General features: G+C 56.6%; 12 protein-coding genes. 6 read left to right on the top strand and 6 right to left on the bottom strand.

The features are described from left to right. Positions 1-172 precede the first annotated feature (172 nt). Positions 173-442, top strand: a complete 270-nt coding sequence (rpsO, locus tag R2A130_RS12650) for a 30S ribosomal protein S15 (RefSeq protein WP_009464892.1) — start codon at positions 173-175, stop codon at positions 440-442. Between the two features lie 178 nt (positions 443-620). Here rpsO and R2A130_RS12645 read toward each other — a convergent pair whose 3' ends face one another. Beyond that, the gene (locus R2A130_RS12645) at positions 621-1,556 is read right to left on the bottom strand and encodes an alpha/beta fold hydrolase (protein WP_009464891.1); all 936 of its coding nucleotides are present in this window, start codon (positions 1,554-1,556) and stop codon (positions 621-623) included. Positions 1,557-1,687: 131 nt separating this feature from the next. On the opposite strand from R2A130_RS12645, the gene R2A130_RS12640 reads away from it, so the two are divergent. Both R2A130_RS12640 and pnp read left to right on the top strand, forming a co-directional pair. Next, positions 1,688-2,203: a hypothetical protein gene (locus tag R2A130_RS12640; RefSeq protein WP_009464890.1), complete on the top strand. Its 516-nt coding sequence runs from the start codon at positions 1,688-1,690 to the stop codon at positions 2,201-2,203. Positions 2,204-2,643: 440 nt separating this feature from the next. Next, a complete protein-coding gene (gene pnp / locus R2A130_RS12635; RefSeq protein ID WP_040305985.1) occupies positions 2,644-4,767 on the top strand; it encodes a polyribonucleotide nucleotidyltransferase in 2,124 nt (707 codons plus the stop codon). Between the two features lie 386 nt (positions 4,768-5,153). Here the strand turns inward: pnp and R2A130_RS12630 are convergent, their stop codons facing one another. Further along, positions 5,154-7,394, bottom strand: a complete 2,241-nt coding sequence (locus R2A130_RS12630; RefSeq protein ID WP_156798514.1) for a hypothetical protein — start codon at positions 7,392-7,394, stop codon at positions 5,154-5,156. Positions 7,395-7,554: 160 nt separating this feature from the next. On the opposite strand from R2A130_RS12630, the gene R2A130_RS18505 reads away from it, so the two are divergent. Together R2A130_RS18505 and R2A130_RS12625 are read left to right on the top strand one after the other, a co-directional pair. Continuing rightward, positions 7,555-7,701 (top strand): hypothetical protein, encoded by a 147-nt coding sequence (locus R2A130_RS18505; protein WP_009464887.1) that lies wholly within the window; start codon positions 7,555-7,557, stop codon positions 7,699-7,701. 767 nt (positions 7,702-8,468) lie between these two features. Further along, on the top strand, positions 8,469-9,593 hold the full coding sequence (locus tag R2A130_RS12625) for a patatin-like phospholipase family protein (protein ID WP_009464886.1): 1,125 nt from the start codon (positions 8,469-8,471) through the stop codon (positions 9,591-9,593). On the opposite strand, the gene R2A130_RS17680 is transcribed toward R2A130_RS12625, so the two are convergent. Beyond that, positions 9,590-10,201: a DUF2799 domain-containing protein gene (locus R2A130_RS17680; protein ID WP_156798513.1), complete on the bottom strand. Its 612-nt coding sequence runs from the start codon at positions 10,199-10,201 to the stop codon at positions 9,590-9,592. The genes R2A130_RS12625 and R2A130_RS17680 overlap by 4 nt on opposite strands. A 133-nt stretch (positions 10,202-10,334) precedes the next feature. Here R2A130_RS17680 and R2A130_RS12615 point away from each other — a divergent pair, with 133 nt between their 5' ends. Further along, entirely contained in the window at positions 10,335-11,312 is a 978-nt protein-coding gene (locus R2A130_RS12615) for a class I SAM-dependent methyltransferase (protein ID WP_009464884.1), read from the top strand. On the opposite strand, the gene R2A130_RS12610 is transcribed toward R2A130_RS12615, so the two are convergent. The 3 genes from R2A130_RS12610 to R2A130_RS12600 all read right to left on the bottom strand — a co-directional run bounded on the left by R2A130_RS12610 (position 11,309) and on the right by R2A130_RS12600 (position 14,985). Further along, entirely contained in the window at positions 11,309-11,743 is a 435-nt protein-coding gene (locus tag R2A130_RS12610) for a hypothetical protein (RefSeq protein ID WP_156798512.1), read from the bottom strand. The two genes, R2A130_RS12615 and R2A130_RS12610, sit on opposite strands and share 4 nt — an antisense overlap. Then, positions 11,727-12,518 (bottom strand): xanthine dehydrogenase family protein subunit M, encoded by a 792-nt coding sequence (locus R2A130_RS12605; protein WP_009464882.1) that lies wholly within the window; start codon positions 12,516-12,518, stop codon positions 11,727-11,729. Before R2A130_RS12605 ends, R2A130_RS12610 begins: the two co-directional genes overlap by 17 nt. A gap of 64 nt (positions 12,519-12,582) precedes the next feature. Beyond that, positions 12,583-14,985: a xanthine dehydrogenase family protein molybdopterin-binding subunit gene (locus tag R2A130_RS12600; protein WP_009464881.1), complete on the bottom strand. Its 2,403-nt coding sequence runs from the start codon at positions 14,983-14,985 to the stop codon at positions 12,583-12,585. Positions 14,986-15,067: the final 82 nt, after the last annotated feature.

The raw sequence follows: 15,067 nt of genomic DNA, 5'->3' as shown, positions 1-15,067 counted from the left end.
TGCCGCTGTTCGTCGTGCTGCTTAAATAAGCAGCTTGTCTGTTGCGCAAATCCGCTCTTGAGCCTATATTCCGCGCGGTTGCGCCCGCATTGGGCACGCAGCTTTCACGGCCCGCTCTGGACGACATCCCGGCGCGGGCGTCTTTTTACACTCTCATACAGGAGATCACCCGATGTCGATCACTCCAGAACGCAAGGCCGAACTGGTCGCAAAATACGCAATCGTCGAAGGCGATACCGGTTCCCCTGAAGTGCAGGTCGCGATCCTGACCGAACGGATCAACAACCTCACCAGCCACTTCAAGACCAACAAGAAGGACAACCACTCACGTCGTGGCCTTCTGCGCATGGTCGCCACACGTCGCTCGCTGCTGGACTATACCCGCGGCAAAGACGAGGCACGCTACAAAACACTCATCGAAGCTCTGGGCATCAGGCGCTAGGCCTTTGGCCTAGCTTCTATTGCTTTGCGCTCACGCTGTCGGGCTTCGCCCTTCGCTGCGCGGGCGCGCTGCATAAGCAGCGGTCGCTCTTCGCTCCTGTTGGAGGCAAAGAGTTGGCTATTGAGTTTTGAATGAATTTTAAGGCCGTTTCGGGAAACCGGAGCGGCCTTTTTTGTTTCTATTGGAGGAAATCGAGAACCGGTTTGATGGATTCTGTTGGCGCTTCTTCGAAGGGCACGTGGCCCAGGTCTGGCAATGTGACCAATCGGGCGTCTGGCAGGACGGCCAGATAATCCTGCGCGTTGGTGACGGGGATCATACGGTCTTCTTCGCCCCACAACAGCAGCACGGGCGCGGTGATTTTCTTTAGAAACGGTTCCGGGTTTTGCAGCACAGTTTGCTTCATTCGGTCCAGCAATGCCTGTCGGTTGCCCGGTGCAAGCATGAGGTCGTGGTAGCGATCCATCGTGGCATCAGACAGGCGGGTTTCGTCGCCATAGGCTATTTCGAGGTTTGTGCGCAGCATGCTCTTTGGCAGCGCATATTTCATCGCGCTCATTATAAAGGGCACCTCAGGTGGCTTGCCGTATGCGAAGCCGGGGCTTGCATATCCATCTGGCGATATAAGAACGAGTTTCTCGACCCGCTCGCCGTGCTGGCTGGCAAATTTCCACGCGATGCGCCCACCCACGGAATTGCCAATGATGCTGGCATTCTCAACGCCGAGGTGATCCATGATCCCAAGCAAAAGTTCCGATGCACGCTCATCGTCATAACGGCCCGTGCTGTCCGGCGGAGAAAGGGCCGCGCCAGGAAAATCGAAACAGACGACGCGAAATTCATCATCCAGAATATTGGCCCACCCGTCCCATGTCTGTAAGTGGGAACCGAGACCATGCAGCAGGATAACCGTGCGTCCACTTTTGGCCGCACCGCTGTCGCGCAAATGCAGCCTGGTCCCTGCGATCTCGATCATATCAGCAGGGTCGCTTAGATATTTGGCTTCCAACTCGGCGCGGCTGCGATCCGGCGTCCACGCCCATGTGGCAGCAGCAATGATAGCGATCATTACCAGCGTTGCGACAATCCAAAGCCACATCTTCACGCCCCGCATTCATTCACTTTCCAAGTAGGCATCCGCGCGCTTTGAGAAGCTGCTTGATTGCGCGTACAGCTTTTTATCCGGTTCGATTAAAATTGAAACAATGACGCAATTTTATTTCAGCATTTGCGGCGCAAAGTTTCATGATGGAACCTTGCAACGACCCTTATCCCGGCGACCACGAAACAGCGCAAAGCCTGTTTGCACTGGCGCAGCATTATGACGCTGCGGCCCTGCTTGTGTTACCAATGCGAAAGAAGAAAAACGCTGCCAGTTGGGCTCCGTTTCGATTTCTCTCTCTCCATGCCGTCGAACTCTACCTCAACGCCGCGTTGCTGCATCGCGGGCAAACCGTCGCCGACATTCGCGGTCTGAAACACGATCTTATCGCTCGTACCGATTTCGCTGAGTCCAAAGGTCTAAACCTTGAAGCGAGCACAGTGAAGCATCTTCAACAAACCAACGCTAAGCGTGCCTATGTGGCCAGTCGCTACGAGGCGAAACCCCGCTTCGCACCGGCCTGTCCCGCACACTTTGAAGAGGCGTTGAAAGACGTAGCCGCCAAAGTGAAACGAATGCTCACCACTCCACCCCCGCCACCACCATGCCCCCATTGCGGACATACCAAACTTACGACCCGCGTCTTGGAAACTGCCTGACAGCGCTTCATAGTGGCTGCAATCCCACGCCATTGTTCCGCCACGCATTTGGTGCTACTTGCGGCTTGCGTGGGAGGCATGTGTCGTCCGCGTGTGTTCTTGTGGTCCTTTGGGTCAGGGGGCAGGATTGTTAGCCACTGCTGAAACGCGCAGTTGCTTATTGTCTTGCCCTTGGCGGATCCGACGACGGGGAAACACCGAATGCGCCTGCAATGCAGCAGGACGGTGCGCCCTGAAGATGCCGAAGCGGTGGTAGCGAGGAGCTATCGCTGGCGGACATATGATGCGGTTGCGTACGCGTGGCCGCACCCATGTGCAGACAACCCCGAACACAACAGAACGGACCGAACCTTATCACTAAGGCGCGGTCACACGCGGTTCACGCAGCACGGCGATAGGCGTCGTGCGGCCGCGATGAAGGAAACTAGAACCGAATGTCCATGTTTGAAAAACATACCGTCGAAATCGAATGGGGCGGTCGCCCTCTTACTCTCGAGGCCGGTCAGGTTGCCCGTCAGGCCGACGGCTCCGTTATCGTCACTTACGGTGAAACCACCGTCATGTGTAACGTCGTCTCCGAGAAGAAGCCCAAGCCACACCTCGACTTCTTCCCGCTGACCGTGAACTACATCGAAAAAGCCTATGCAGCCGGTAAAATTCCGGGCGGCTTCTTCAAGCGCGAAGCGCGTCCTTCCGAAAACGAAACGCTGGTCTGCCGTCTTATCGACCGCCCGATCCGTCCGCTTTTCGCTGAAGGCTACAAGAACGACACGCAGGTTACCTGTACCGTTTTGTCCCACGACATGGAAAACAACCCGGACATCGTCGCCATGATCGCGACGTCCGCAGCGCTGACCATTTCCGGCGTGCCGTTCAGCGGCCCGATCGCCGGTGCCCGCGTCGGCCTGATCGACGGCGACTACGTGTTGAACCCCAATGTCGATGAAATGCCCGAGAGCGATCTCGACCTCATCGTCGCCGGTACGACCGACGCCGTGCTGATGGTGGAATCGGAAGCCAACGTGTTGTCCGAAGAAGTCATGCTCGGTGCGGTCATGTTCGGCCACGAAGAGTTCCAGCCCGTCATCGACGCCGTCATTCAGCTGGCTGAAAAATGCGCCAAGGAACCACGTCCGCACACCGTGCCGGACAATTCCAAGCTCGAAGGCGAAGTCACCAAGCTGGTCGGCAAGGCCATCGAAAAAGCCTACACCATCGCCGACAAGCAGGACCGTTACGCGGCCATCGACGAAGCCAAAGCCACCGCCAAGGACAAGTTCCTGAGCGAAGAATCCACCGATGAAGAAAAAACCACCTTCGGTGGCGTCTTCAAACAGGTGCAGGCCAATGTCGTTCGCGGCTCGATCATCAAAACCAAAAAACGCATCGACGGTCGTGACCTCGACACCGTGCGCCAGATCGAATCCCAGGTCGGTATTCTGCCCCGCACCCACGGTTCCGCGCTCTTCACCCGTGGTGAAACGCAGGCCATCGTGGTCGCAACATTGGGCACAGGCGATGATGAGCAGTTCATCGACGCGCTGACCGGCACGTACAAAGAAAACTTCCTGCTGCACTACAACTTCCCGCCCTATTCGGTCGGCGAAACGGGTCGCATCGGCTTCACCTCACGCCGCGAAATCGGCCACGGTAAGCTGGCATGGCGCGCTGTGAAAGCGGTTCTGCCGTCCAAGGAGGACTTCCCCTACACGCTGCGTGCGGTTTCCGAGATCACCGAGTCCAACGGCTCGTCCTCCATGGCCACCGTTTGCGGCACATCGCTTGCGTTCATGGATGCTGGCGTTCCGCTGAAGGCACCTGTTGCCGGCATCGCCATGGGCCTCATCAAGGAAGGCGACGACTTCGCGGTCCTCTCCGACATCCTGGGTGACGAAGACCACCTCGGCGACATGGACTTCAAAGTGGCTGGTACTGCCGAAGGCATCACCTCGCTGCAGATGGACATCAAGATCACCGGCATCACCGAAGACATCATGAAGATTGCTTTGGAGCAGGCCAAAGGCGGTCGCGAGACCATCCTGAACGAAATGTCCAAAGCGTTGACCGAAGGTCGCTCCGAGCTGGGTGAATTCGCCCCGCGCATCGAGAGCTTCAAAATCCCCACCGACAAGATCCGTGAAGTCATCGGGTCCGGCGGTAAGGTCATCCGCGAGATCGTGGAAAAAACCGGCGCCAAGGTGAACATCGAAGACGATGGCACCGTGAAAGTGGCGTCCTCCGACGGCAAAGCAATCGATGCTGCACTCAAGTGGATTCGCTCCATCACGGACGATCCGGAAGTCGGCGAAATCTATCAGGGTACGGTCGTGAAGACGGTCGACTTCGGTGCTTTCGTGAACTTCTTCGGCGCCAAGGACGGCCTCGTCCACATCAGCCAGTTGGCCGATGAGCGCGTGGGCAAAACCACAGACGTCGTCAACGAAGGCGACAAAGTCTGGGTCAAGCTCATGGGCTTCGACGATCGCGGCAAAGTCCGCCTGTCGATGAAAGTCGTCGATCAGGAAACGGGCGAAGAGTATGAGGATGAAGAAGACGAAGCCTAGAGGCTTCGACTTTTTCGGGTTCGCCCGATTGGGTTTGCGCTCACGCAGACCGGCCTACGGGCCGGTCGCTCCGCGGGGGCGACCTGACGGTCGGGCGGCTCTTCGCCGCCTGATACGGGCCTGAATTGAGAATGCAAAAGGGCGCTGCGGGAAACCGTAGCGCCTTTTTTCTGTTCTTCGGCGCCGCTGTCACCCGACAATCTGTGAGGTGGACTTTTTCTTAGAGCCCAAATGTACAAATGCTGCGCAGCGAGCGAAACAACGCTTCGTATGTTGGTGATACTCAGCGCTCAACATCGTTCAGGGCAGTTTGGTATCAATTTAGGTGGAGTGTTCAAAACCGTCTTGTTGAAATTCAGGACGCTCGCCCTAACAAATTGACGTCTTTAAGATCTATCTGGAAGAGCATCGGCCAAGCTAGTAAAATTCTGATCCGTTAATGCACTTAACAAGGCTTCCCGTTGCAGCTTTGTCAGATGCTTGCTGGGGTTGTTTTTCTCGACCTTAAGCCAGCGGAAATACACACCTTCAATATGAGATTTCAATGAATTCGGCGGTTCGCCTTCATTACTTGCCGTAATTTTGCACAATCGTGCGATTTCTTTCCATATTTGATACAGAATAGCTCTATTTGTTCGCAGAATTTGGTCATCGTAATCTCCGTCGGGTACGCGAAAGTGAATACCATCCGAACCAACGAAGTCACTAGCCGCCCAACTTGAGAGATTACATAATAGTTCCAATCGATCAGGTGTAAATTTTTTCGAAATCGGGAAATTTGCGCGAGCGCAGTTGTCTGCAAGATTTTCAAATACTCTGGTCGGATAAACACGTCCAGGCCTTGGAGTTCCGCGGAGAATAATTCGTAAAGTTTCGATACTTATATTTTCCACATTTTCCGGATTCGTCGCCTTTCTTGCTTCGTCACATAGTTCGAACCAAGTCAAACGTTCACTACCTATTGTTACACGGGTTGTTCCCGGCAGTCCGCGTAAGGTGTTTGCATGATAAACAATTAATTCCGGAGATTTCTCTTTTTCAATAGAGGCCTCGATCAAAGCCACAGACTCGTCAATGAGTTCGACAGATTTCGGATCTTCAGAATTGTAATATTTTGATAGTTGAGCCAGTCCCCTCGATAGGTATCTGAAGTAATCAGACTTTACTACATTTCCTTCCTCCATGAACAACTGATCAATCGTATATCTTACAACATCCTCAATAGCCTTCGGACTTTCGTGTGAAATTTTGTTAGCGCGATCGTAGCCCACTAGATACACCATGTTGTTTGCAAGTGCTGATAGTTTCGGAGGATTGGGAGTCATCTGCTTATGTGGGCCGACCTCAGAAAATGTGGCATAATGTGCCCATTTTGACGCACGGAAAGTGCCTTGTGGTCGAGACTTGTTCGCCGACGTCCCAAAGATTTCTCTAAATAGAAGCTGTGCAATCCTTGGGTGGCGGAACTCGTAGCTGCCCAATCCAACCACGGCGACCTCGCCCAACAACCGTCCAAAAAATTCCCTGACAATAGACTCGCTATCGTCTGCCGCGAGTCCTTGTGCCTCCGTGTGACGCCTTACATGCGCGATAAGTTCGCCGAATTTCGGCAAACGACCATGTGCGATCCGACCATTGATATCAAATAGCCACACGGCACTGGCCATTGTGTGAAACTCATGGCTACCAATTTCATATTCTTCGACGAGCCGCCGATACCGCATGTACAGCGCCTCACCCCGCGTTGCAGCAATCATTGCCGGCAGCAAGCCAAACCCAGAAGCGCCTTTAAGCTCCTCAGAAAAGAGCAATTTCAAGTCTACATCTGAGTTGTCGAAGGCTTCAAATTTTTTGATCAAACCGACGTATTTATCAGCGTCCTCAGGCCGGGTCCTTTCCAATGGTATTGCGTGAACTTCTACCTCAAGTTTTCTCTCCAGCCAGCGCCGATCTTTTTCACGGCAACCCAAAACCAGATGAAGTGACTGCTGGTCAGTGTTGTCTATCTTACAGCACCAAGTCGGAAATTTGATGCCACCATACTGTCGATCTGCAACGACCACGACCTTGCCGTCTGGCGGTGGCGGGGTGTCAGGCAATTTTCCGCCAGAGCTCCAGTAAACAATCGTCTTGGGTTCTTCGCGAGTCATTAGCTCAAGAAACTGTAGCAATGTGGATGTCACACCTTCGCCGATTGGCGCATTCAAAACGGTAATAACGTTTCCAGTTTCAATGGACGTCAACACTCGTTCAACTTGGTCTGTGTGGGGAACCATTCCATCTTTGACAATCTTAGGTGACGGATATCCTCCACGCAGGTAACTTTTTATAGCTGAATCTTGCTCAGGTGACGCTTTTGATTTGAAGGTCCCCTTGTCTATTTCAAGCTGCCACCATGGGTTCCAGTTCGTTGGCTCAGTGACATCTTTGAGTCTTGGGTCGTGAGTTAAGTTTAGCTCATCAATTATCCGTTTCTTATTGATATGTGAAATGTCGTGCTTTGCATTTAACCATCTGGACACCTGTCCCTTCTGCGCACCAACTCGCGCAGCAAGCCAAACAGAATTGGTCTCCATCTCCTTGAGCCTAAGGCGCATGAGTTCAGCAAAAGCGTGAATCTCACTCACTTGACAACCTCGCATCAACTATTTCGGAAAAACCACGGTATTGGTGCAATTAGCAGGCCTTCCCGTCAACCTTACTCCAACTACGAGATCAAACGCATCCCGCACCTCATACTCTAGGCCCGCCGCTTTGGTTCAAGGGTCGTAGATTGAGGAAAATGATATGATTCTTGTCAAAATTTCACATGCGGTAATCTGTATCGCCTATGCTGGAGCTCTCGCGGGTTTGGACAAACAGATCGTTTCTGCTGCGATGATGTCAGCCTATGCAATCATTGTGTGGGCCGATTGTTTTGGTAACGGTCGCTAGTTCAAAAAATTTATCCACATATCAGTATACACTGGACTAGGCTGCCACATTAAATGATATTCCTGCGGCAGCCTATTGCAAAATTCCATGCGAATAAATTTCCTACATCTCCTTCGGTGCGGTTGTGACGTTCGCTAACAATGACCACTTCCCGCACGTCCAAGACCTCCTACCAAAAATTCAATTTTGTCGCTTCGTTCACATAGCTGACTTTCGATGCGTTCGACCAAGCACAGAGAAAATTTCTCCCCACCCTACAATCCCACTTCATAATCACTCCATCCCCTCACAGGGAACCGGCGGTGCGCACCGTTCGGCTGTCGTGAGGGGGCGGTTCTTCCGGGGTGGGTGATGTAACGGCCATTCATCTTTCGGAGCCCCGCGCTCTCTTTCTGGGTCGCCGCGTCGTGCGGGGGCTGGCAGGGACCGGATGCGGCTCGCAAGGGTCGTGCACGGAGTGGTGTGTGAGGGGAAAGGCGTTTTTCGCGACGCCCGCAGCAGAACCGGGTGGGGCGTGACGGGCAACCGTTCTCGCCGAAACTACCGGCATAAGGTTGGCTTTCACGCCCCACCGGTTCCCGACTTCCCATCCCCTCGCAGCTTTCCGCTGGCGGGGTCGCGCAGCTGCGACCTCAGACTGTAACTTTGACTGAGGTTGGTACTGTGACCGGGCCGCAACGTCGGGAACGTTGTCTTAGGGCCGCCCTTGGATTCCGCCGCCGCACCGCTAGAGTGCCCGCACGTTCAACAGAAACGCGCCTTCTGACATGCGTATCGCGGTTGCCCTTCTCCTAACGCTCACGCTCGCGGCCTGTCAGGTCACGCGGCCTGAAACCGCGTCCTCCATCGCCGCGATCACGCCGCAGGAAGCGGTGGACGTCAATTCGGTCGATGCGGGCGTGCTCGATCCAGTCAACTCACGAGTGACGCCGCACTTGAAAATCCTGTCTCTGTCCGGTGGCGGGGTGGACGGTGCCTGGTCCGCGGGCATTCTCAACGGCTGGACCGAAGCCGGTACGCGGCCGAAATTTGATGTCGTAGCGGGCGTTTCCACCGGCGCGCTGGTGGCGGTGCTCGCCTTTCTCGGGCCAGACTACGATCCGGTGTTGAAACGCCTCTACACCGAAGTTGCTGAGGACGACATCTTCAAACGCCGCGGCATCACAGGCTTGTTGGGGGATTCCATTTTCGACAACGCGCCGCTGAAGCGCATGATCGAGCGCGAAGTGACTGCTGGACTGCTTGACAAGGTGGCAACCGAGCATCGCGCCGGGCGCCGTCTCTACGTCGCAACCGTCAATCTGGATGCCGGCGAAACGGTGGTCTGGAATATGGGCGCACTGGCAGCAGGCGAGCGCGGTGGGCGTACAAACTCTGTTCAGACGTTCCAGAAAATCCTGCGTGCATCCGCTGCCATTCCGGTGTTCTTCCCGCCGGTCTATCTAAAGCCAACACGCGGCGTTCAGTTGCGTCAGGCCCATGTCGATGGCGGTATCAAGACGCCGGTTATCCTGTCCGATTTTCTGTTCAAACGCCCTGCGCTCAAACGCGATCTCTATGTCATCGTCAACGGGCAGCTCGCCCTGGAAGATGTGAACGCTCCCATTGAAGCTAACCTGAAAAGCATCGCCGGAAAAACCGTGTCGTCTTTGACCCGCGAGTTAATGCAACAGACACTTTATCGCGGTTACGTTCGTTCGCAGAACACCGGCACGAATTTCCGCCTGTCCGCCATACCCAATGACATACCCCCGCCAGCCGACGCGCTGACATTCGAGGCGGGCTATTTGCAGCGTGTTTATGATCTCGGTCGCGCTTCCATCAAACAACCCGGTTTCTGGCAATCGACACCGCCGACCGTCAAACAGTTCGACCGCGTCACGATGCGTTAGAAGACGGGTGCCGGTGCTGGCGGCGGCGAAAAACCTTCGCGGGAAATACGGCGGTCAAGGCGTTCGATTTCAAAATCAAGATCGTCAATATCTAACTTCGCCTGCCTGATTTCACGACGAAATTTCCGCCTTTCTGCGATGACATCCGACTGCGTTCGCACACCGGCTGCGAATTTTTCATTGATGTCATCGATTCCTGACTTCGCGGTACTGATATTGCTCACCTCGCTGCTTCGGCGCTGTAGCAGTGCGTAGCGTTCCTTGCCGAGATTGTAGCCATCGAGAAACCCGGCCTGCTGATCTGCGGCGCAGATATTGTTGTAGGTCGATCCTATGTTGCCAACCAGGAGACCATTGTCCGGGGTGCAATAGCGGCGCGCACCGAGGGCATGACCTTCCTGCCAACGAGGCTGATCCACCGGTTGGCCGGATTTCGAGCAGGCTTTAATATGTTTGGAGATATATCCCAGCGATCGTCCCGCCGAACCGTCCCGTTCACCAATGAGCGCCCAATCGGCGACGGCGCATTCTTCTTTCGACAGCGTTTGGCAGGCTTGCAGGGTGAGCAGACCCAAAATGCTTGAAGCAAAGATAGTTAGTCGCAACATGAAAGAAGTTCCTGTGCTTGGTTCGATGGACCGGACATTTGCAGCTGCGGCCACTTTCAGCAGTGCCAAGTGACGGGCGCTGTTGTAAAGCGCACAGGCTGTTCAATTTACCCCCGTCCACCGGATCCACCATATGGCTGACGCCCGCGACACCCTGCTGCTGCCTTTTGATCAAGACCTGCTGCCGCAGCCAGATGGCGATTGGCTGTTTCTTGAGGCTCAACCCTTGCCCGGTGGAGCACTGCCGGAAGTGTTATGCGAGCAGGGGCATCGAGGCTTCTACCTCGCCTTAGAACAGGCTGGTTATAACACGGCCGCGGAGCGTGATGAGATCAGCAGGGCAGGTGCGCTGGTTCTGGCGAACCGCAACCGCATCGCCAACGAGCGCAATCTCGCCCGCGCGTGGAATGCAACGCGTGAAGGTGGCGTGGTTGCTTTTGCAGGAGATACGAATTCCAGCGTGAAGGCGTTGCGCAAATGGGCGGGCCGGCGCACCGAGGTCGCGGGCAGCTTGTCTAAACATCACGCGGTTGTCTTCTGGTTGATAAAGAGTGGCGACGACTGGCCGCTTGCGGAAGCGCCTGCCGTGAACCACGAATTCCATGTCGCGCCAGGCATGTTTTCTGCGCGCGATATCGACAAGGGGTCAGCGCTGTTGGCCGAACAGTTCGTGGGCAAACTGCATGGGCGAGTTGCGGATTTCGGCGCGGGTTGGGGGTATCTTTCCGCCAAAGCGCTGGAGGTCAGTGTCGAACATATCGAACTTTACGAGGCTGACCATGCTGCGCTGGAAGCTGCCAAGATCAATGCACCCGGCGCGGCAAGCTTTAGCTGGTGTGACATTACCAGCGAAGCGCCTCTTCGTTCAAATGGGGGCGGCACGTTCGACACGATCATCATGAACCCACCCTTCCACACTTCGCGGGCTGCGGAACCTGCGTTGGGGCAGACGTTCATTGAAGCGGCGTCCAAAGCGCTGCCGCAAGGCGGACGACTGTTGATGGTTGCAAACTCTCGCCTGCCCTATGAAGCCGTTTTGACGAAGCACTTCCGGCGGTTCTCAGCACTGACGCACCGGGACGGGTTCAAGGTGCTGGAGGCGGTGCGTTAGGGACAACGCCCTCGGTCATCCGGCGCACCACGATAGCAGATGAAGCGCTCGTGGAGTTGCAGCAGCTTCCAACCACGGTCCGTCTGACCGATATAGCCGATCAACTCCTGTCCGCTCACGGAGTCATCAAGAAAGTCACCTGCGGAGATATCGACCCGCAAGACATCACCCGCCTTTACCACATTCATCGAGAAGGAAGGCCGCCCTTCCAGACTTTCCGGTCCCGGCGGCAGATACCGGCCCAACGCGCCGAACACTGTGGCGGACGCAACTCGGTTCGGTGACAGTTCGACGGGGTGGAAACCGTCCGGCACGGCGCGCAGATCACTGGCAGGTGCAGCGGTCGCCCAAATTAAAACGGCACCGAGAACGACGAGTCCCCGGTGCCGCAAAGTGGTGTAGATTTGGCCCAACTCAGTGAGCCGCAGCAACCGCGCGTTTGGCCATGACCTTGACCAGATGGGCGCGGTATTCGGCGGAGCCATGGATGTCTGACAGCATGTCGCCTTCATCCACCGAGCAACCGTCGAGCGCGTCGGCGGAGAAGTTGTCGGAAAGTGCCTCTTCCATATCAGCGGGGCGATAAACGCCGCCGGAAGATGCACCGGTCACGCCGACGCGGACCGCATCGCCGTGATGGGCGACAAAGACGCCAGCCATGGCGTAGCGCGAGGCGGGGTTACGGAATTTTTCGTAGCCGCATTTTTCCGGCGCGGTGAAGGAAACGGCGGTGACGATTTCACCTTCCTTCAATGCGGTGTCGAACATGCCGGTGAAGAAATCGTCGGCTGCGATCTCACGTTGGTCCGTGTGAATGGTCGCGTTGAGCGCAAGCATTGCAGACGGGTAGTCAGCTGCCGGATCGTTGTTGGCGATGGAGCCGCCGATGGTGCCGCGGTGGCGCACATGGGGGTCGCCGATCCAGCCGCCCATTTCGGAAATGGCGTGGCAGGCGTCGCGCAGACCGGAGTGGTTGGCGACTTCGGCGTGGGTGGTCATGGCGCCGATTTTGACGGATTTCCCATTCACTTCGATGCCGCTCAGACCGTTGATCTTCGACAGGTCGATGAGGTCCGACGGGGCGGCAAGGCGTTGCTTCATAGTTGGCAACAGCGTCTGTCCGCCGGACAGGTATTTGCCTTCTTCGCCGATCTTGGATGCGGCATCCGCAAGGCTGTCAGCGCGGTGATAATTGGTCTCGTACATTGGGTCTCTCCCCTAAGGTGTTCGTTGTGCGATCATGCAGGGCGACTGCTCGCCCCACTTAAGATCACTCAGCCGCGTCGGTGATGTGGCGCTCGAACTGGTTGTTGTCGTTCGTGCCGTTCGGCCCGCCATGGATCGCCTTCCACACATTGTGCGGGCTGGCCGGCATCGTGATGCCTTCGTGGCCAAGCGCATCGGTGATGGCGTTGATGACGGCAGGCGGCGAACCGATGGCACCGGCCTCGCCACAGCCTTTGATGCCGAGCGGGTTGCCCGGGCACAGCGTGGTCTGGTGGGACACCTGAAAGTCCGGCAGGTCCTCTGCGCGGGGCATCTGGTAATCCATGTAGGAGGCCGAAATCAGCTGACCTTCATCGTCATAGACAGCGTTTTCCATGAGCGCCTGACCGATGCCTTGGGCCAAGCCACCATGGACCTGACCTTCGACGATCATCGGGTTGATGATGCGACCGAAATCGTCGGCAGCCACGAACTGTTCAATGGTGGTGATGCCCGTGTCGGGATCAACCTCCACCTCGCAGATGTAGCAACCGGCGGGGAAGGTGAAGTTCGTCGGATCGTAGAACGCGCCTTCCTTCAGACCCGGCTCCATGTCTTCCGGCAGGTTGTGGCCGGTGTAAGCGCCGAGGCAGACCTCGTGCCAGCCAAGCTTTTTGTCGGTGCCTTTTACCAGCACTTCGCCATCCTTGATCTCGATGTCGCCTTCGGCGGCTTCGAGCATGTGGGCGGCGATTTTCTTGGCTTTCGCTTCCACCTTGTCGAGAGCTTTCTCGATGGCCGACATGCCAACAGCGCCGGAGCGGGAACCGTAGGTACCCATGCCGAACTGCACTTTGTCGGTGTCGCCGTGGACGACCTGCACGTTCTCTTTCGGCAAGCCGAAACGTTCGGTCACCAACTGGGCGAAGGTCGTTTCGTGGCCCTGACCGTGGCTGTGGGAACCGGTGAGGATTTCCACGGTGCCGACCGGGTTCACGCGAACTTCCGCGCTTTCCCAAAGGCCGACGCCTGCGCCGAGCGAACCCACCGCAGCCGACGGTGCGATGCCGCAGGCTTCGATGTAGCACGACATGCCAATGCCGCGCTTCTTGCCGTTGGCTTCAGATTCTGCGCGACGCTTATCGAAATTCGCGTAATCGCTTTCCTTCATCGCGGCATCGAGCGAGGCGTTAAAGTCACCCGCGTCATAGGCCATGATCACTGGCGTCTGGTGAGGGAAGGACGTGATGAAGTTCTTGCGGCGCAGGTCCACCGGGTCGATGCCCAACTCGCGGGCCGCGACCGTCATCATGCGTTCCACCAGATAGGTGGCTTCCGGACGGCCAGCGCCGCGATAGGCGTCCACCGGCACGGTGTTGGTGTAAACCGTCTTCACGTTGGCGTGGATGTTCGGGATATTGTACTGGCCCGACAGCAGCGTGGCGTAGAGATAGGTGGGCGTCGCGGACGAGAAGAGCGACATATACGCGCCGAGATTGGCGACCGTGTCGATCTTGAAGCCGACGATCTTGTGGTTCTCGTCGAAGCCCATCGTGGCGGTGGAAACATGGTCGCGGCCATGGGCGTCCGTCATGAAGGCTTCGGAGCGGTCCGCCGTCCATTTGATGGCGGAAACACCGGCTTTACGGGCGGCCCAAAGGCATACGATTTCTTCGGGGTAGATGTAGATCTTCGCGCCGAAACCGCCGCCGACATCCGGCGCAATGACGCGTAATTTGTTTTCCGGTGCCACCTGATAAAAGGCGGACAGAACGAGACGCGCAACGTGGGGGTTCTGCGATGTGGTGTGGAGCGTGAAGTGCTCTTCGGCATTATCATACTCGGCCAGCGCAGACCGTGGTTCCATCGGGTTCGGCACCAGACGGTTATTGCGGATGTCGATGGACACGGTGTGAGCCGCGCCCTCGATGGCGGTGTCCGTGGCTTCGCCTTCGCCGATTTCCCAGTCGAAGATGATGTTATTGGCGGCTTCCGGATGAAGCTGGGGCGCGCCATCCTTCATCGCTTCCACGGCGGAAACGACGGCGGGCAGAACCTCGTAATCGATCTCGACAGCTTCAGCAGCCGCGCGGGCCTGCGCCATGGTTTCGCCGATGACGACGCAGACTGCATCGCCCACGTAGCGAACGGTGTCCGTTGCGAGCGCCGACCATGCGCCCATGTTCATGGGGCTGCCGTCCTTGGAGTGGACCATCCAGCCGCAAATGATGTTGCCGATGCCGTCGCCGGTCAGCTGTTTACCGTCGAAAATGGCGGCGATGCCGGGCATTTTTTCAGCCGCAGCGCGGTCGATGCCTTTGATCTTCGCGTGGGCATGGGGCGAGCGCACAAAGACCGCGACGTGCTGGCCCGCCGCATTGTGATCGTCCGTGTAACGGCCCTTGCCGGTGATGAATCTCTTGTCTTCCTTGCGCAGCACTCGTGCGCCAATACCTTCGATACCCATGATAGTCTCCTGTTTGCGCTCACGCAGATTGGCTATGCCAATCGCTCCGCGGGGGCGGCGCAGCTAGCGCCGGGCAGACTTG

This window comes from Ahrensia sp. R2A130 (genome assembly GCF_000179775.1).
Classification (GTDB): Bacteria; Pseudomonadota; Alphaproteobacteria; order Rhizobiales; family Rhizobiaceae; genus Pseudahrensia.
Note: the sequence above shows the minus strand (reverse complement) of the source record. Positions and strands in the feature narration are given on the sequence as shown.

Coding starts and splice junctions, on each gene's coding strand:
- rpsO (WP_009464892.1), top strand. CDS start 173: ATGTCGATCACTCCAGAACGCAAGGCCGAACTGGTCGCAAAATACGCA.
- R2A130_RS12645 (WP_009464891.1), bottom strand. CDS start 1,556: ATGCGGGGCGTGAAGATGTGGCTTTGGATTGTCGCAACGCTGGTAATG.
- R2A130_RS12640 (WP_009464890.1), top strand. CDS start 1,688: ATGATGGAACCTTGCAACGACCCTTATCCCGGCGACCACGAAACAGCG.
- pnp (WP_040305985.1), top strand. CDS start 2,644: ATGTTTGAAAAACATACCGTCGAAATCGAATGGGGCGGTCGCCCTCTT.
- R2A130_RS18505 (WP_009464887.1), top strand. CDS start 7,555: ATGATTCTTGTCAAAATTTCACATGCGGTAATCTGTATCGCCTATGCT.
- R2A130_RS12625 (WP_009464886.1), top strand. CDS start 8,469: ATGCGTATCGCGGTTGCCCTTCTCCTAACGCTCACGCTCGCGGCCTGT.
- R2A130_RS17680 (WP_156798513.1), bottom strand. CDS start 10,201: ATGTTGCGACTAACTATCTTTGCTTCAAGCATTTTGGGTCTGCTCACC.
- R2A130_RS12615 (WP_009464884.1), top strand. CDS start 10,335: ATGGCTGACGCCCGCGACACCCTGCTGCTGCCTTTTGATCAAGACCTG.
- R2A130_RS12605 (WP_009464882.1), bottom strand. CDS start 12,518: ATGTACGAGACCAATTATCACCGCGCTGACAGCCTTGCGGATGCCGCA.
- R2A130_RS12600 (WP_009464881.1), bottom strand. CDS start 14,985: ATGGGTATCGAAGGTATTGGCGCACGAGTGCTGCGCAAGGAAGACAAG.